16 protein-coding genes are annotated in these 15937 nt (G+C 69.3%); 8 read left to right on the forward strand and 8 right to left on the reverse strand.

Annotation, left to right across the window (positions count from 1 at the left end):
• Nucleotides 1-26: 26 nt before the first annotated feature.
• From BMY35_RS26380 to BMY35_RS26405, 6 genes are all read left to right on the forward strand, one after another.
• A complete protein-coding gene (locus BMY35_RS26380) occupies nucleotides 27-947 on the forward strand; it encodes an alpha/beta fold hydrolase (RefSeq protein ID WP_093205830.1) in 921 nt (306 codons plus the stop codon).
• A gap of 51 nt (nucleotides 948-998) precedes the next feature.
• A complete protein-coding gene (locus BMY35_RS26385) occupies nucleotides 999-1442 on the forward strand; it encodes a hypothetical protein (protein WP_093205832.1) in 444 nt (147 codons plus the stop codon).
• Nucleotides 1439-2515 carry an alpha/beta fold hydrolase gene (locus tag BMY35_RS26390; protein ID WP_093205834.1) on the forward strand — a complete coding sequence of 359 codons (1077 nt, stop codon included), beginning with the start codon at nucleotides 1439-1441 and terminating at the stop codon, nucleotides 2513-2515. The genes BMY35_RS26385 and BMY35_RS26390 overlap by 4 nt, the downstream gene beginning before the upstream one ends.
• The gene (locus BMY35_RS26395; RefSeq protein WP_093205836.1) at nucleotides 2512-3126 is read left to right on the forward strand and encodes a GNAT family N-acetyltransferase; all 615 of its coding nucleotides are present in this window, start codon (nucleotides 2512-2514) and stop codon (nucleotides 3124-3126) included. Before BMY35_RS26390 ends, BMY35_RS26395 begins: the two co-directional genes overlap by 4 nt.
• Nucleotides 3127-3206: 80 nt before the next feature.
• Nucleotides 3207-4835 (forward strand): peptide chain release factor 3, encoded by a 1629-nt coding sequence (locus tag BMY35_RS26400; RefSeq protein WP_093205838.1) that lies wholly within the window; start codon nucleotides 3207-3209, stop codon nucleotides 4833-4835.
• 9 nt (nucleotides 4836-4844) lie between these two features.
• Nucleotides 4845-5504, forward strand: a complete 660-nt coding sequence (locus BMY35_RS26405; protein ID WP_093205840.1) for an SIMPL domain-containing protein — start codon at nucleotides 4845-4847, stop codon at nucleotides 5502-5504.
• A gap of 7 nt (nucleotides 5505-5511) precedes the next feature.
• On the opposite strand, the gene BMY35_RS26410 is transcribed toward BMY35_RS26405, so the two are convergent.
• Genes BMY35_RS26410 through BMY35_RS26420 form a run of 3 tightly spaced genes read right to left on the reverse strand, consistent with a single transcriptional unit; the run spans nucleotide 5512 to nucleotide 8164 of the window.
• Nucleotides 5512-6315 (reverse strand): ABC transporter permease, encoded by an 804-nt coding sequence (locus tag BMY35_RS26410; RefSeq protein WP_093205842.1) that lies wholly within the window; start codon nucleotides 6313-6315, stop codon nucleotides 5512-5514.
• Between the two features lie 5 nt (nucleotides 6316-6320).
• Entirely contained in the window at nucleotides 6321-7163 is an 843-nt protein-coding gene (locus BMY35_RS26415) for an ABC transporter permease (protein WP_093206044.1), read from the reverse strand.
• Between the two features lie 5 nt (nucleotides 7164-7168).
• A complete protein-coding gene (locus tag BMY35_RS26420) occupies nucleotides 7169-8164 on the reverse strand; it encodes an ABC transporter ATP-binding protein (RefSeq protein ID WP_093205844.1) in 996 nt (331 codons plus the stop codon).
• A gap of 92 nt (nucleotides 8165-8256) precedes the next feature.
• On the opposite strand from BMY35_RS26420, the gene BMY35_RS26425 reads away from it, so the two are divergent.
• Entirely contained in the window at nucleotides 8257-9111 is an 855-nt protein-coding gene (locus BMY35_RS26425) for an HAD-IIB family hydrolase (RefSeq protein ID WP_093206046.1), read from the forward strand.
• A gap of 125 nt (nucleotides 9112-9236) precedes the next feature.
• Here BMY35_RS26425 and BMY35_RS26430 read toward each other — a convergent pair whose 3' ends face one another.
• Both BMY35_RS26430 and BMY35_RS26435 read right to left on the reverse strand, forming a co-directional pair.
• Nucleotides 9237-10454, reverse strand: a complete 1218-nt coding sequence (locus BMY35_RS26430) for a porin (protein WP_093205846.1) — start codon at nucleotides 10452-10454, stop codon at nucleotides 9237-9239.
• A 203-nt stretch (nucleotides 10455-10657) separates the two neighbouring features.
• A complete protein-coding gene (locus tag BMY35_RS26435) occupies nucleotides 10658-11923 on the reverse strand; it encodes an MFS transporter (RefSeq protein WP_093205848.1) in 1266 nt (421 codons plus the stop codon).
• Between the two features lie 89 nt (nucleotides 11924-12012).
• Here BMY35_RS26435 and BMY35_RS26440 point away from each other — a divergent pair, with 89 nt between their 5' ends.
• Nucleotides 12013-12591 (forward strand): TetR/AcrR family transcriptional regulator, encoded by a 579-nt coding sequence (locus BMY35_RS26440; protein ID WP_093205850.1) that lies wholly within the window; start codon nucleotides 12013-12015, stop codon nucleotides 12589-12591.
• Here the strand turns inward: BMY35_RS26440 and BMY35_RS26445 are convergent.
• The 3 genes from BMY35_RS26445 to BMY35_RS26455 form a co-directional block, all read right to left on the reverse strand.
• A complete protein-coding gene (locus tag BMY35_RS26445; protein WP_093205852.1) occupies nucleotides 12578-13564 on the reverse strand; it encodes a tripartite tricarboxylate transporter substrate binding protein in 987 nt (328 codons plus the stop codon). The genes BMY35_RS26440 and BMY35_RS26445 overlap by 14 nt on opposite strands.
• A gap of 131 nt (nucleotides 13565-13695) precedes the next feature.
• Nucleotides 13696-14736 (reverse strand): histone deacetylase family protein, encoded by a 1041-nt coding sequence (locus tag BMY35_RS26450; RefSeq protein WP_093205853.1) that lies wholly within the window; start codon nucleotides 14734-14736, stop codon nucleotides 13696-13698.
• Between the two features lie 40 nt (nucleotides 14737-14776).
• Nucleotides 14777-15826 carry an ornithine cyclodeaminase gene (locus tag BMY35_RS26455; protein ID WP_093205855.1) on the reverse strand — a complete coding sequence of 350 codons (1050 nt, stop codon included), beginning with the start codon at nucleotides 15824-15826 and terminating at the stop codon, nucleotides 14777-14779.
• Nucleotides 15827-15937: the final 111 nt, after the last annotated feature.

Genomic DNA, 15937 nt, shown 5'->3' on the forward strand with positions numbered 1-15937 from the left:
GGCAGGAACAAGCCGGAGCCGCAAGCATGACCACGGTCGCGCCGCGCGTGGAGCGGCGCTCGCGCGCCAACGACATCGAGCTGGCCTGGGACAGCTTCGGCGACCCGGCCGGCTCGCCGCTGCTCCTGGTCATGGGCCTCGGAGCGCAGATGGTGGCGTGGGACGACGCCTTCTGCGCTCGGCTCGCCGAGGCCGGCGGGCACCGCGTGATCCGCTTCGACAACCGCGACATCGGCCACTCGACGCACCTCACGCTGCTGGGCGTGCCCGACATCCAGGCGCTGATGGTGCAGGCGATGGCCGGCCAGCCGCTGCGGACGCCCTACAACCTGCGCGACATGGCGGCCGACTGCGTCGGGCTGCTCGACGCGCTGGGCATCGAGCGGGCCCACGTCGTGGGCGCCTCGATGGGCGGCGCGATCGGGCAGGAGATGTGCATCCACCACGCGCGGCGGGTGCTGTCGTTCACCAGCATCATGTCGAGCACCGGCGCGCCGGGCCTGCCGCCGCCGACGCCCGAGGCGATGGCCGTGCTCTTCTCGCCCGCGCCGACCACCTTCGACGCCTACCAGGCGCACCACGCCAAGGTGTGGCGCATATTGCGCGGGCCGGCGAGCTTTCCGCTGGACGAGGCGCGCGACGCCGAGAAGGCGCAGCTCGTCTTCCTGCGCGGACTCAACCCGGCCGGCGTGGCGCGGCAGCTCGCCGCCATCCTGGCCTCGGGCAACCGCAAGCCCGCGCTGCGCGAAGTGCGCGTGCCGACGCTGGTGATCCACGGCGACGACGATCCGCTGGTGCCGGTGGCCTGCGGCGTGGACGTGGCCGATGCGATTCCGGGCGCGCAGCTGCTGCGCATCCCGGGCATGGGGCACGCGCTGCCGATCCCGATGTGGTCGCAGATCGTCGACGCCATCGCGGCGCACACGGCGCGGCACGCGGGCAGCTGAGACAGCAGGCACGAACGGAACAAGGCGACAGACAAGAAGGGAGCTTCCGCCATGACGAACAAGTTCTCTCCCCTCGACCCGATGGCCATGTGGCGCGAACTCACGGCCCAGTGGGAAAAGAGCACCAACGAATTCGCCAACGAGACCATGGCCTCGGACCCGTTCCGCCAGGGCATGCACGGCGGCATGAACGCCTCGCTCACCGCGCAGAAGGCGCTGGGCGACCTCATGGCGCGCTACCTCACGATGCTGAACCTGCCCACGCGCGCCGACCTGCAGGTGCTCGGCGAGCAGCTGCAGCGCATCGACGACCACCTGGCGCGCATCGCCCGCGCGGTGGAAGGCGGGAACGCGTCCTCCGCCTCGACCGCCAAGGCAGCGCCGGGGCCGCGCCGCACCCGCCAGCCACCTGCGGCCGCGCCTGCGCCGACGGCATCGAAAGCCCCCCCAGCACCGGCCCGTACGCGCAAGCCCGCCGGAAAGCGCCCGTCATGACCGCCGCGGCCGACGACACCTTCGCCCTGCCCGACATCGCCGCCGAGATCGAGCGCGCGATCCAGCGCAACATCAAGGGCCTGGATTTCCTCGCCTCGACCGCGCCCTCCGTCGGCCAGACGCTCAAGGACGAAATCCACCGCCGGGGCACGCTGAGCCTGTACCACTACAGGCCGATGGTCGACGAGATCTACCGCGTGCCGCTGCTGATCGTCATGGCGACCACCAACCGCGGCTACATCCTCGACCTCGCGCCGGGCCAGAGCATGGTCGAGCACCTGCTGCTGCGCGGCTACGACGTCTACATGATGGACTGGAACGCGCCGCGCCCGCAGGAGAAGTACCTGCGCATCGAGGACTACGTGCTCGACTTCATCCCAGACTCGATCCGGCGCGTGCAGGAGCGCTCCGGCGAGGAAGACATCACGCTCGTGGGCTACTGCATGGGCGGCGTGCTCTCCACGCTGTACGCCGCGCTGCACCCCGACGGGCCGATGAAGAACCTCGCGCTCTTCACCACGCCCGTCGACTTCAGCCGCATGAAGCTGTTCCACGCATGGTCGGACCGCCGCTACTTCGATGTCGACCGGCTCATCGACACCGTGGGCAACGTGCCGCCCGAGATGCTCTTCACTTCCTTCGACATGCTGCGCCCCGCGGGCCGAAGCGCCGGCATGGTGCAGCTGTGGGACAACATGGACAACGACGAATTCGTCAAGTCGTACCGCATGTTCGACCGCTGGGGCAACGAGATGCTGCCGCTGGCCGGCGAGTACTTCCGCCAGACCGTCAAGGAATTGATGTGGGGCAACAAGCTGCTCAAGGGCGAACTGGTGCTCGGCGGGCGCAAGGTGCAGCTGAAGAACATCAAGGTGCCGGTGCTGCACGCGCTCGCGCAGCACGATCACATCGTTCCGTACGAGGCCGGGCAGCCGCTCGTCGCCGGCATAGGCTCCACCGACAAGGAAGAGGTGGTGCTCAAGGGCGGCCACGTCAGCCTCGCCGCCGGCCCGAACGCCGTGCGCAGGCTGTGGCCCAAACTCGACGAATGGCTTGGAGTGCGATCGACATGAGCATCACCACCGTGACCGACTCGTTCTCGCGGACCTACCCGCGCACCGTGACCAGCAGCGAGGGCAGCATCGTCCTGCGCCTCATGGGCGCGGAAGACGCCGGCGCCGTGCTCGCCTTCGCGCAGGCATTGCCGGCGCACGACCTGCTCTTTTTGCCGCGCGACATCACCCAGCCCAAGGTGATGAGCGCCTGGGTGCGCGCCATCGAGCGCGGCGACATCGACAGCGTGCTCGCGGTGCGCGACGAGGCGGTGCTCGGCTGCGCGGCGGTGATCCGCGATCCGCATTCCTGGTCCAGCCACGTCGCCGAGCTTCGCGTGCTCGCCGCACCCGAGTTGCGAGGCAGCGGACTGGGCCACAAGCTCGCGCGCGAGGCCTGCGCGCTGGCCATCGAGCGCGGGGCGGAAAAGCTCGTCGCCCGCATGACCGTCGACCAGCGCGGCGCCATCGCCGTCTTCCAGGCCCTGGGCTTCAAGCCCGAGGCGCTGCTGGGCAAGCACGTGAAGGACCGCCAGGGGCTGACGCACGACCTGGTGGTGCTGAGCCAGGACGTGGCGCGGTTCGAGGCGCAGATGCGGGCGTATGGGATGGGCGAGGCGCTCGGGGGCTGAAGTGCCCCTTCGCACGGGCCGGCGGGGGCGGAAACCGCCGGCCTTTTAAAATCGCGGATTCCCCCCGCAGATTGCCCACCTTGTCTTTCGTAGCCGAAACCCGCCGCCGCCGCACCTTCGCGATCATTTCCCACCCTGACGCCGGCAAGACCACGCTGACCGAAAAGCTGCTGCTTTTCTCCGGCGCGATCCAGATCGCCGGCTCGGTGAAGGCGCGCAAGGCCTCGCGCCATGCCACCTCCGACTGGATGGAAATCGAGAAGCAGCGCGGCATTTCCGTGGCCTCGTCGGTGATGCAGATGGTCTACCGCGACCACGTCATCAACCTGCTCGACACGCCCGGCCACAAGGACTTCTCCGAAGACACCTACCGCGTGCTCACCGCCGTCGACTCGGCGCTGATGGTGATCGACGCGGCCAACGGCGTGGAAGCGCAGACGCGGCGGCTGATCGAGGTCTGCCGCCAGCGCGACACGCCCATCATCACCTTCGTCAACAAGATGGACCGCGAAGTGCGCGAGCCGCTGGACATCCTCGACGAGGTGGAGCGCGAGCTCGGCATGCCCTGCGTGCCCATGACCTGGCCCGTGGGCCAGGGCAAGAGCTTCCGCGGGATCATGAACCTGCGCACGCAGGCGATGACGGTGTTCGAGTCGGGCAGCGAGCGGCTGCCGCAGGACTTCGAGACCATCCCGCTCGCCGAGCGCGACACGCTGGTCAAACGCTTCGGCGCCGACTTCGAGACCGCCATGGAAAGCATGGAGCTCGCCACCGGCGCATCGCCCGCCTGGGACCGCGAGGCCTTCCTGGCCGGCAAGCAGACGCCCGTGTTCTTCGGCTCCGGCGTGAACAACTTCGGCGTGATGGAAGTGCTCGACGCGCTGGTCGACCTGGCGCCCTCGCCGCGCTCGCGCACCAGCACCACGCTGGTCAACCGCCAGCCGGTGGTCAAGGAGATCCAGCCCGAGGACAAGGACTTCGCGGGCGTGGTCTTCAAGGTGCAGGCCAACATGGACGCCAACCACCGCGACCGCATCGCCTTCGTGCGCATGGCTTCAGGCAAGTACACGCCGGGCATGAAGCTGAAGGTGCAGCGCACCGCCAAGGAACTGCGCCCCACCAGCGTCGTGACCTTCATGAGCCAGCGCCGCGAGGCTGTGGAAGAGGCCTACGCGGGCGACATCGTGGGCTTCACCACGCACGGCGGCGTGCAGCTGGGCGACACCATCACCGACGGCGCGAGCCTGCAGTTCACCGGCCTGCCCTTCTTCGCGCCCGAACTCTTCATGACCGTGATCCTGAAGAACCCGCTGCGCACCAAGCAGCTGCAGCAGGGCCTGGCCCAGCTCGGCGAGGAAGGCGCGATCCAAGTGTTCCGCCCCGAGATCGGCGGCCCGATGCTGCTGGGCGCGGTCGGCCAGCTGCAGTTCGAAGTGGTGCAGCACCGCCTGAAGGCCGAGTACGACGCCGACGTGAAGCTGGAGGGCTGCCAGTACACCGGCGCGCGCTGGATCACGGCCGACACGCCGGCCGAGCTGCGCGAGTTCGTCAACGCGTACCCGCAGCGCATGGCGAAGGACGCGGCCGACACGCTGGCCTTCCTGTGCACCTCGCCGTACGACGTGCGGCTGGCGCAGGAGCGCTTTCCGAAGATCCACTTCCATCCGCTGCGCGAGCATGCGGGGCTGGCGCTGCAGAGCGCGGGATAGGCGTTCGTCATGGAAACCTACATCCAGGTGGCGGGGCTCGGCGACTTGACCGAAACGATCGTCGAGCAACGCGCCGCCCTGACGATCACCGTCAAGGCATCGAAGACCGAGGTGGCACTGGCCGAAGCGACCAAGCTGCGCAACGACGCGATCCGGACGCTGAAAGAAGCCGGCCTCACGCCTGACGAGATCACCGAAGGCGGGCGCGACGCCTGGCAGCCCTGGTATCTGAAGCGCAGCGTGGGCCAGGAAGTGGCGCACCGCGTGCTGATCGCCTGCAAGGAAACGCGCCGTCTCTATCAGGCACTCGACGCGCTCGAACCGCTGTTCACGAACTCGCGCTACACCATGGGCGTCGACATGCAGCAGCCCCGCTTCGAAGCGCAGGACGGCGCGGAAGCCGAGGCACGCATGGCCGCGATCCGGCATGCGCGCAGCAAGGCGCTGATTCTTGCGAAGGAAGCGGGTGTCACGCTGGGCGCGGTCGCGCAGGTCGAGGAGCTTGGTTCGCAAGCGGACAACTCGGGTGCCTACGGCGATCGCAACTGGGGGTATGCGGGTGGTGCCGTGGCACTGGCGTCCGCCGGCCCTGGGGACGACTTCGAGGAATTGGCGGGAGCCAAGCGCACACGAACGCTGCGCTACCGCGTGCGCTTCCTGATCGGCTGAGGCCCTCTCAGCTCCCCGTCGAAGCGTAGTGGCGCAACCCGACGCGCCACACCCCGAACGCCGCCGCGAGAAACACGCCCCCCGCGAGTGGCGACACCAAGCCCACCCATGCCGGCGCACCGAGCGGATCGGCCTTCCCCAGAATCGCCAGCACCGGGTAGTAGGCCACGCAGGCCAGCGGCACGATGAAGGTCAGCACGCGCCGGAACCATCGCGCATAGAGCGCCAGCGGGTATTGCGCCGCCTGCACGCCGCCGTAGGTCAGCACGTTCGCGATCTCCAGGCTCTCGACGGTCCAGAAGGCCAGCGTGCCCTGCAGCACCAGGATGCCCAGGAAAAGCGCCACGCCGCCGGCGACGGCAAGCAGCGCGATGGCGACGGCGCCCGGTGTCCACGCAATGCCCATCTGCTGCGTCGCGAACGCAATCATCGCCAGCCCCTGCAGCAGGCGGCCCAGCCGGCTGATGCGGAAGTCGTTGCCCATGAGCTGCAGCGAGAGCGGACGCGGACGCAGCAGCAGGCGGTCGAAGGCGCCGGTGCGCAGGAACTCGGTGCCCAGCACGTCGAAGCCGCGCCCCAGCGCATCGGCCAGCGCGAACATGCAGTTCACGAGCCCGTAGAACAGCGCCACCTCGCCGATGCGCCAGCCCTGCACGTCGCCGAATCGGTGGAACAGCGCCCACACGGCGACGGCCTCGATGCCGGTGCCGAGGAACTGGCCGACCGTCGTCATCAGCGCCGAGGCCGGGTAGCGCGCCTGGCCGCCGATGGACGCGCCCACCAGCCGGAAGAAGAGCGGAATCGATCCCATCGCCCTCACCCGCCCTGCACCTGGAGGCTGCGCATCGTGCGGCCCATCGCCATGTGCCCCAGCGCCACGAGCACGGTGATCCAGAAGACCTGCAACCCGAGCCCACCGACGGCCTGCCAGCCCTGCAGCTGCCCGAAGTAGAGCCGCGCCGGAATGTCCATCAGCCCGGCCAGCGGCTGGAGCAGCAGCGCGGTCTGCCAGGCGTCCGGCAGCATCGCGAGCGGCAGCAGGTTGCCCGAGAACACGATGACCACGGGCGTGGTCACCGCGCTGATGCCGCGTTCGTTGAGCGCGGCGGTGGCCGCGACGTTCAGCAGCATCACCATAGACGTGGAGAGCAGCAGCGCGAAGACGGCCGAGAGCGCGAAGCCGAGCCCCGCCGCCGCGCCCGCCGGGAGCTGCCATGCCCACGCGCCCAGGCCGAGCAGCGGCAACGCGACCATCGCGAAGGCCGCCATCAGCGCGATGCGCGGCAGCACGCGCGCGGCGATCCAGCCGGCGCTGCGCGCGAACCACAGCGCATAGGCGTCCACGGGGCGCAGGCGGTCGTAGGCGACGGCGCCGGTGCGCACCGCCTGCGCCACTTCCGGATCGCCCAGCCAGGGCAGGAGCACGAGCAGCCCCTGCGCCAGCCATGTGTAGGTGACGGCCTGGGCGAGCGACATCGACGTGCTGGCGCCCGAGGCTGTCGCGCCGCCATAGAAGGCCGCGAACACCATCACCTTGATGCCGCCCCACCAGCACTGCGTGGCGAAACCGGCGAGCGCGGCGGTGCGGTACTGCAGCATCTGCTGGAAACGCGATGCGAAGGCCGCGATGTAGGGCCGCGCGAGATCGTGCGGGCTCATCGCCGTCATGCTTCGGCGGCTCCGTGCATGGCGTAGAAACGCGCGATCACGGCCTCGATCGCCAGGCCTTCGAGGCGGATGTCCTCCACCGCGTGCGCGGCGGCGATGCGCGCGATGAGCGCCGGTGCCGCGGTCTGCGCCGGATCGAAGTCGAGCACCAGCGTCTGGCCGTCGCGCGAATGCACCCGTGCGCCGTCCACCTGCGCGGGCAGCTCGGCGCCCTGCGCGAAATCGACGACGAGGCGGCGCTCGGCCATCACCTGCGCGCGCAGCGCCTCGACCGGGCTGTCGGCCAGCACGCGGCCGTGGCCGATGATGATCACGCGCCGCGCCAGCGCCTCGATGTCGTGCATGTCGTGCGTGGTCAGCAGCACGGTGGTGCCTCGCTCGCGGTTGGCGCGGCGCACGAAGTCGCGCACGGCCAGCTTCGAAGGCGCGTCGAGGCCGATGGTCGGCTCGTCGAGGAACAGGATGTCGGGCTCGTGCAGCAGCGCAGCAGCGATCTCGGCGCGCATGCGCTGGCCCAGCGAGAGTTGCCGCACCGGCTGCGCGAGCACGCGCTCCAGGTTCAGCAGCGCCACCAGCTCGTCGCGCGTGCGGCGGTAGCGCGCGGGGTCCACGCGGTAGATGTCGCGCAGCAGGTCGAAGCCGTCGCCCACGGGCAGGTCCCACCACAGCTGCGTGCGCTGGCCGAAGACCACGCCGATGCGCGCCACGTGGCGCTCGCGGTCGGTGAAAGGGTCGCGCCCGTCGATCTCCACGCGCCCGCCGTCGGGCCGCAGGATGCCCGAGAGGATCTTGATGGTGGTCGACTTGCCCGCGCCGTTCGGCCCGATGAAGCCCAGCAGCTCGCCGCGCTCCAGCGAGAACGACACGCCCGAGAGCGCCTCCACCGTGCGATGGCGGCGCTGCACGAGGCCGCGCAGCGCGCCCATCACGCCGGGGTCGCGTTCGGAGATGCGGTAGGTCTTGCGGAGGTCGTCGACGAGGATGTGGGGCATGGAGAGCGCCGCGCCGGCCTCGAAGGCACGGCGGGGGCGGGATGCTACACGAAAGCACCGGTACGATCGCTGCTCCTTCCGGTTCGATCGCCATGCCCCCATCGCTCCCCCAGCCTCCGCTGCCCTCCTCGCCTCACCACCTGCTGCCGCTGACCCGCTGGGAGGCTGCCGCGCGCGGCGCCCTCGTCGGAGTCTTCACCGACATCGACGACACGCTGACCCACGACGGCGCGATCACGCCCGACGCGCTGCAGGCGCTGGGCGAGCTCAAGGCGGCGGGGTTGTCGGTGGTGGCGATCACGGGCCGCCCGGTGGGCTGGAGCCTGCCCTTCGTGAACAGCTGGCCCGTCGATGCCATCGTGGCCGAGAACGGCGCGGTGGCGCTGCTGCCTTCGGCCGATGGCCGCGTGGAGAAGCGCTACCAGCAGGACGAGCCCACGCGCGTCGCCAACTTCGCGCGCATGCAGGCCGTGCTGGAGCGCATCGAACGCGAACTGCCGGGCGTGGGCCGCGCCACCGACTCGCCGGGGCGCGAGACCGACATCGCCATCGACCACAGCGAGTTCGTGCAGCTGAGCGACGCCACCATCGCGCGGGTGGTGGCGCTGATGCGCGGCGAAGGCATGCACGCCACCGTGAGCAGCATCCACATCAACGGCTGGTACGGCGACAACGACAAGCTCGAAGGCGCGCGCTGGATCGCACGCGAACTGTGGGGCCGCACGCTCGACGACGAGATGGACCGCTGGGCCTACGTGGGCGACTCCACCAACGACCAGCTGATGTTCCGCAGCTTCGCGCACAGCATCGGCGTGGCGAACGTCGCGCGCTTCGTGCCGCAGCTCGAGCACCTGCCGCGCTACGTGACGCAGGGCGAACGCGGCACGGGGTTCGCCGAGGCGGCGCGCGCGATTCTCTCGGCCCGGGCCGCCCGCCCCGAGCGCTGAGCATCTCGCTGCGCGACACGGCGCAGCGAACAAACAACACACGGACGAAAAAAAGCCCGCGCGAGGCGGGCGAAAAGGACCGGTGAAGGCTCCTTGGAGAAAGGGTTGCGTGTAGCCGCCGGGGCTCAGAAGGCGTGGCGGATGCCGAACTCGTAGCCGGTCGACGTCTTGGGCTGCAGCGCCACGCGGTTGTACGTGGCGACGTACGACGGGCCGGCACCGACCGTGTTGCCCGCGCCGTTCTTGTTGCTGACGCGAGCGACCGTGGCGTAGAGCGCGGTGCGCTTCGACAGGTTGTGCACGTAGCCCAGCGAGAACTTGTTGGACTTCGGATCGGGAGCGTTCACCGCGAAGAGAGCCGGCGTGCGGTTGAAGTCGTACTTGACCTGCGAGTACGAGGCGCGGATCTGGCCCGGGCCGATCGGCACGGTCACGCCGATCAGGTAGCCGGTCAGGTCGGTGCTGGGCACGCGGGTGAAGACGTTCAGCGGATCGCGCTGGTCCTTCGAGCGCGAGTACTCGCCGAACACCTTGGCCACGCCGAAGTCGTAGGTCGCGCCGAGATTGAAGGTCTTGATCTTGCCCGGGCGCGCCACGGCGGCCGCGCCGGTGCCGGTGGTGAAGCTGGTGTCGTTCTGCGCGTAGCTGGCGGCGACGTCGAACGGACCCGAGGCATAGCCGACGCGACCGCCGATGTGGCGGCCGGTGTTGGTGCGGTCGGCGCCGGCCAAAGTGTCGGGCGACGTGCGGGTGATTTCGTGGAAGCTGTAGCCCACGTTGCCGTAGAAGCCGCCCAGGTTGCGCGGCAGGAAGTACTGAACCATGTTGCCGGCGCGCTTGTACGTGCTGTTGCTGCCGTAGCCGGTGCCCGACACGCTGGCTTCGTTGGCGTCGATGATCAGCGAACCGCCGATGCCGGTGTCGGCGAACGGGTCGAACTGCTCGTCGTTCAGCACGGTGGCGGTCTTGTCGCGGCCCAGGCGGATTTCACCGAAGCCGCCGGCAATGCTCACCGTCGAGCGGCGGGTGAAGTTGGAGACGCCGGTGGCGCCGTCGTCGTTGGTGATCGGGGCTTCGAGCCAGAAGCTGGCCGACAGGCCGCCGCCCAGGTCTTCCACGCCGCGGAAGCCGAGACGGCTGGAGCTCAGGCCCGAATTGGCCAGTTCGCTGCGGCTGGCCTTCACGCTGTAGAAGGGGGTGAAGGGGGTAGCCGGGATCGACTCGCTCTTGTTCGACACGTTGCGGTAGGCGGCATCGACCACGCCGAACAGCGTCACGGTCGATTGCGCCGATGCGGCACCGCAGGCCGCCATGGCGGCCAGAACAAGCAGGGATTTCTTCATTCGTATCACTCCAGGATGGGGAAGTTGCCGCTCCGATTCAGATGCAGCTGTTAAGAGCCCGGGCTTTCACGCCACAAGACTGCATCGGAATGTTTCCACCGTGGAAGACAAACGAATTACATAGGGTAAACACTTGGCCGCCGAAGGGCCAAGGCTCTTGACATGAGTGTCCTGACTGTTTCCTGACCCGAAGCGCCTCGCGGCTATTCGCTCACTGGCAGCTCGCGCGAGCGCCGACGCAGGCCCGCCCACTGGTTCCAGACACCGAAGGCGGCGATCAACAGCAGCACCGCTGCATAGCCTTCGGTGGTGTTCAGCAGACCCAGCGGCGCCACCAGGAAGCCCGCCAGCATCGCCGGCAGGCTGAACGCGAGGTAGCTCACGACGAAGATCGCAGCGAACAGTTCGCCGCGCTCGTGCGACTGCGCCATCGGCGCCAGCGTCTGCACCAGCGAGGAGAACGCGCCGCCGAAGCCCAGGCCCGCCACCGCCGTGCCGACGAAGAACAGCGCGAGCGAGCGCGTTGCGAGCGAAGCCAGCAGCAGCACCAGCCCTGCGGCGATGCTCGCCATGCCGAGGATGACGGGCTTCGGCGCGGCAAAGCGCGCGAGCAAGGTGGGCGCGATCGCCCCCATGCCCGACAGCACCGCCACCGTGAGGCCGTTGACCACGCCGTTGTCGATGCCAAACACATGCAGCATCAGCGAAGGCGCCAGCGACAGGTACAGCCCGCCGAGCGCCCACACCACGACGAACACCGGCAGCCCGCGAGCGAACTCGGCCCTGGCCTGGGCGGGAATCGACACGCGCGGAACCAGCGAGGCCAGCGCACCTGCACGCGGCGTGACGGTCTCGGGCATCCACAGCACCACCGCCGCACCCAGCGCGAACACCATGGCCAGCACGCCGAACACCAGCATCACCGGCTGCACCGAGAACTTCACCGCCACGCCCGTCAGCAGCGCGCCCAGGGCCAGGCCGGCCAGCGGCGAAACGCTCGTGATCATCGCGCCCAGCCGCTTGCGCGCGGCCGGAGCGGCCTCGACCACCGCCGCGCTCAGCGCGCCGCTCGCGACGCCGGTGGCAATGCCCTGCACCACGCGCGCGGCGATCAGCCCGCCGATGCCGTTCGCGAGCAGGAAAAGCCCCATCGCCACCGCCTGCAGCACCAGCGCCGCCAGCACCACCGGCCGCCGCCCGATGTGGTCCGACAGCGAGCCCGCGATCAACAGGGAAACCAGCAGCGCGATCGCATAGACAGCGAAGGCCACCGTGAGCAGCGAGGACGAGAAGTGCCACGCATGCTGGAACACCACGAAGAGCGGCGAAGGCGCGGCAGCCGCGAAGAAGAAGGCGAACAGCACCGCGGCCAGCAGCGGAAAGGCAGCGCGTTGCGGCAGCCGCCAGGGCTTTGAACGGGCGGCGATCTCGGCGGTGGCGGATGCGAGTTCGGGGCAGGAGGACGGCATGGCGAATCCTTAATGCAACTTTTTTTGCTTTTGCGATTCTAGACCTGAGAACCTTCTAAAGCAAATATCTTTGCGTTAAAGTCCAAGCCATGACCGACATCGCCCTCCCCAACAAGCGTCCCGGTGGCCGCAGCGCCCAGGTGCAGGCATTGGTGCGCACCGCCCTCGAAGAACTGGTGGCGGAGCAGGGACGGGAGCGCGTGACGGTGCCGGCCGTGGCCGAACGCGCAGGCGTCAGCGCCTCCAGCATCTACCGGCGCTGGGGCGATCTGCAGGGCCTGCTGGCCGAAACGGCCACCCACCGGCTTGACCCGAACCGCCCGCTGCCCGACACAGGCACCCTGCGCGCCGACCTGGAAGCCTGGGCGCGCGAGCTCATCGAGCACCTGGCCAAGCCGTGCAATACCTCGTTGCTGAAAGCCGCGGCCGCGCTGGCCAACGGCAACTCCGACACCGACTGCCTGCGCAACCGCCGCAGGGAAGCGCTGACGCTGGTCGAGCAGGCGCACGCCCGGGGCGAGCGCTCGCCCGAGCCGCAGCAGGTGATCGATCATCTGATCGCGCCGATCGTGTTCCGGCTGGTTTTCGGGGGCGATGCGGTGCAGCCGGAACTGGCGTCCCGGCTGGTGGACGAGCTCTTCGTCCTCAGCTCGCTCAGTTCGTCTTGACTTCCTTCGCCAGGCCCAGCTTGTCGATGATGGCCTTCTCGCGCACCACCGTGTCCTGCGCGAACTTGGTGTAAGTCGCCGAGCTCATGTAGTTCGGCAGCATGTCGTAGCGGCCCAGCGCGGCCACGTAGCTCGGCTCTTCCATCGCCTGCTTGAAGGCGTCGTGCAGCTTCTTCACCACCTCGGGCGGCGTGCCCTTGGGCGCGCCGATGCCGAAGGGCGAGTTCTGCACCACGTCGTAGCCCAGCTCCTTCAGCGTGGGCGCGTCGGGGAACTTGGCCAGGCGCTTCTCGCCCCAGGTGTTGAGCACGCGCAGCTTGCCGGCCTCGACCTGCGGCGCGAAGCCGGTGCTGTCGGCCGCGGCCATCAGCTGGCCGCTGACCACCGCGAGCATCAGGTCGGCGCTGCCCTTGTAGGGCACGTGCTGCAGCTGGATGCCGGCCTTCTGCGCGACGATTTCTGTCGTCAGGTGCGGGCTGGTCAGCGTGCCGGTCGAGCCGTAGGTGAGCTTGCCGGGGTTGGCCTTGGCGTAGGCGACGAAGTCGGCCCAGGTCTTGAAGGGGCTGTCGGCCGGCACCACGATGCCGAAGGCGTAGCCCGTGACGTTCAGCACGTACGTGATGTCCTTCAGCGGGTCCCAGTTGATCTTGGTCGTGTAGCCCAGGCGGAACACGCCCAGCGGGATCTGCGCGACGGTGTAGCCGTCGGGCTGCGCGGTCTGCAGCGCCTGCGCGGGCAGCGTGCCGCCGGCGCCGGGCTTGTTGTCGATGATCACCGGCTGGCCGAGGATCTTGCTCGCGTTCTCTGCGAGCTGGCGCATGGTGATGTCGGTCGGGCCGCCGGCCGGGAAGGCGATCACCAGCTTGATGGGCTTGGCGGGAAAGGCCTGCGCGAGCGCCGCCATCGGGAGGGCGAGCCCGCAGCCCGCGGCGAGTGCGGCGGCGGTACGGAGGAAGGTGGAGCGGCGGAGCATGGCTGACTGGGTCCTGACTTTGAAAGCGCCGATTGGGCCCCGCCGCATCGGCGAAGGCAATCGGGGCTGCCCTGATTTCCCCGCGAAACCGGGGCGATTCGTGAGATCCGAGTCGCCTGCGCGTCAGCCGGTCAGAGCTGCCCGAACCCTTCGATCACGTTCACCGCGTTGACGCCCACCTCGGCCACCGCGTAACCGCCTTCGAACACGAACACCGTCGGCAATCCGGCGCGCGCGAGGTCCTCGCCCATGCGCAGGTAGTCGTCGCTCCTGAGCTTGAAGCCGGAGATCGGATCGCCCTCGAAGGTGTCGACGCCGAGCGAGACCACCAGCGCGCCGGCCTTCACCTCGGCGATGCGGGCCAGCGCGGTCTTCAGCGCCGCGCGCCAGGCCGTGAAGTCCGTGCCGCGCGGCAGCGGCAGGTTGTGGTTGAAGCCCTCGCCTCTTCCGGCGCCGCGCTCGTCGGCGTGGCCCAGGTAGTAGGGGTAGTCGGTCAGCGGATCGCCGTGCAGGCTCGCGAAATGCACGTCGTCGCGCTCGTAGAAGATGGCCTGCGTGCCGTTGCCGTGGTGGTAGTCGACGTCGAGCACCGCGACGCGTTCGACGCCCGCATCGCGCATCGCCTGCGCCGCCACGGCGGCGTTGTTGAGGAAGCAGTAGCCGCCGAAGAAATCGGCGCCCGCATGGTGGCCCGGTGGCCGCGTCAGCGCGAAGGCGGAGCGCTCGCCGCCGATGACGCGCCGTGCCGCGGTCCACGCGCAGGCGGCGCCGTGGCGTGCCGCCGCCCAGCTGCCGGCCATCAGCGGCGTGCCCGCGTCGAAGGAGAACAGCCCCATTCGCGCCGGAAAGCTCTTGGGCAGCACGTCGCTGCGCATGCCGCGCGTGGGCCAGTACGAAGGCAGCGCGTCGCGCGTCGCGTTGGCCGGGTCCAGCGCCACCCACTCGTCCCAGGCGTGCGCGATGAAGTCCAGGTAGCGCGGCGCATGCACCTTGGCGAGCAGCGATTCGTCGAAGGCATCGGGCGCCTGCAGCACGCCGAGGCCCCTGCGCTCCAGCTCGCTCTTCACATGATCGACGCGGGCGGGCACCTCGAAGCACGGCACGAGCTCGCCGCGAAACATCTCGACTTTGCCCTGATGGAGAACGTGCTGGTCGTTGTAGATGGTGAGCATGGAAGAGGAAAGGCAGGATCGGCGATGGTGAAGCCGCCCATCATGCCGCACGCCGCAGCACCGCCCGGCGCCGCCCCGAGGCGGTGAGCCCGAATAGGTCCTTCGGGTCGTCGAGCTCCGGCACCAGCGCGATCTGCCGCCCGATGCCGCGCTCCATGGCGATGCGCTGGATGTAGCGCAGCGCCGTGTAGTCCTCCAGCGCGAAGCCCACCGAGTCGAACAGCGTGACCTGCGCGGGGCTCTCGCGGCCGGGCACCTCGCCGAGCAGCACGCGCCAGAGCTCCTGCACCGGGAAGTCGGCGGCCACCTGCTGGATCTCGCCTTCGACGCGGGTCTGCGGCTCGTACTCGACGAACACGCGCGCCTTGCCGAGCACGCCGGGATGCAGCTCGGTCTTGCCGGGCGAATCGCCGCCCACCGCGTTGATATGCATGCCCGGCTCGATCATGTCGGGCGTGAGCACGGTCGCGCGCCCCTGGTAGGCGGTGACGGTGGTGACGATGTCCGCGCCGCGCACCGCCTCGGCCACCGAGCGCGCGCGCACGATCTCCAGCGGCGTGCAGGCCGCGAGGTGGCGCACCAGCTTGTCGGTGGCGTGCGGATCGATGTCGTACACGCGCACTTCCTCGATGCCCAGCAGCGCATGGAAGGCCAGCGCCTGGAACTCGCTCTGCGAGCCGTTGCCGATCAGCGCGAGGCTGCGCGAATCGGGCCGTGCCAGTGCCTTCGCGGCCATCGCCGAGGTGGCCGCCGTGCGCAGCGCGGTGGTGAGCGTGAGTTCGGAAAGCAGCACGGGGTAACCCGTGTCGACCTCGGCCAGCACGCCGAAGGCCATGACGGTCGGCAACCCGACCTGGGTGTTGTGCGGATGCCCGTTGACGTACTTGAAGGCGTAGGCGCCGTCGTCGGCCACCGGCATCAGCTCGATCACGCCGAGGTGCGAATGGCTGGCCACGCGCGCCTTCTTGTCGAACTCCCGCCACCGCATGAAGTCGTCGCGCAGCGCGTCGGCCAGCGCGGTGAGGAACTGCGGAACACCGGTCTCGTCCACCAGGCGGACCAGGCTGTGAACATCGATGAAGCGGGTCATGACATGGCTCCTTGCGTAGCCCCGCCGCGGCGCTTCATCCCCTCACATGTTTACTCCGCCATGGCTGATTCAGGATGCGCCTGCGCCAAGGGTTGGAGCCATTGTGCGCCT

Origin of the sequence: Variovorax sp. YR750, from assembly GCF_900109805.1 — a bacterium.
GTDB lineage: Bacteria > Pseudomonadota > Gammaproteobacteria > Burkholderiales > Burkholderiaceae_C > Variovorax > Variovorax gossypii.

Coding starts and splice junctions, on each gene's coding strand:
- BMY35_RS26380 (WP_093205830.1), top strand. CDS start 27: ATGACCACGGTCGCGCCGCGCGTGGAGCGGCGCTCGCGCGCCAACGAC.
- BMY35_RS26385 (WP_093205832.1), top strand. CDS start 999: ATGACGAACAAGTTCTCTCCCCTCGACCCGATGGCCATGTGGCGCGAA.
- BMY35_RS26390 (WP_093205834.1), top strand. CDS start 1,439: ATGACCGCCGCGGCCGACGACACCTTCGCCCTGCCCGACATCGCCGCC.
- BMY35_RS26395 (WP_093205836.1), top strand. CDS start 2,512: ATGAGCATCACCACCGTGACCGACTCGTTCTCGCGGACCTACCCGCGC.
- BMY35_RS26405 (WP_093205840.1), top strand. CDS start 4,845: ATGGAAACCTACATCCAGGTGGCGGGGCTCGGCGACTTGACCGAAACG.
- BMY35_RS26410 (WP_093205842.1), bottom strand. CDS start 6,315: ATGGGATCGATTCCGCTCTTCTTCCGGCTGGTGGGCGCGTCCATCGGC.
- BMY35_RS26415 (WP_093206044.1), bottom strand. CDS start 7,163: ATGAGCCCGCACGATCTCGCGCGGCCCTACATCGCGGCCTTCGCATCG.
- BMY35_RS26420 (WP_093205844.1), bottom strand. CDS start 8,164: ATGCCCCACATCCTCGTCGACGACCTCCGCAAGACCTACCGCATCTCC.
- BMY35_RS26425 (WP_093206046.1), top strand. CDS start 8,257: ATGCCCCCATCGCTCCCCCAGCCTCCGCTGCCCTCCTCGCCTCACCAC.
- BMY35_RS26430 (WP_093205846.1), bottom strand. CDS start 10,454: ATGAAGAAATCCCTGCTTGTTCTGGCCGCCATGGCGGCCTGCGGTGCC.
- BMY35_RS26435 (WP_093205848.1), bottom strand. CDS start 11,923: ATGCCGTCCTCCTGCCCCGAACTCGCATCCGCCACCGCCGAGATCGCC.
- BMY35_RS26440 (WP_093205850.1), top strand. CDS start 12,013: ATGACCGACATCGCCCTCCCCAACAAGCGTCCCGGTGGCCGCAGCGCC.
- BMY35_RS26445 (WP_093205852.1), bottom strand. CDS start 13,564: ATGCTCCGCCGCTCCACCTTCCTCCGTACCGCCGCCGCACTCGCCGCG.
- BMY35_RS26450 (WP_093205853.1), bottom strand. CDS start 14,736: ATGCTCACCATCTACAACGACCAGCACGTTCTCCATCAGGGCAAAGTC.
- BMY35_RS26455 (WP_093205855.1), bottom strand. CDS start 15,826: ATGACCCGCTTCATCGATGTTCACAGCCTGGTCCGCCTGGTGGACGAG.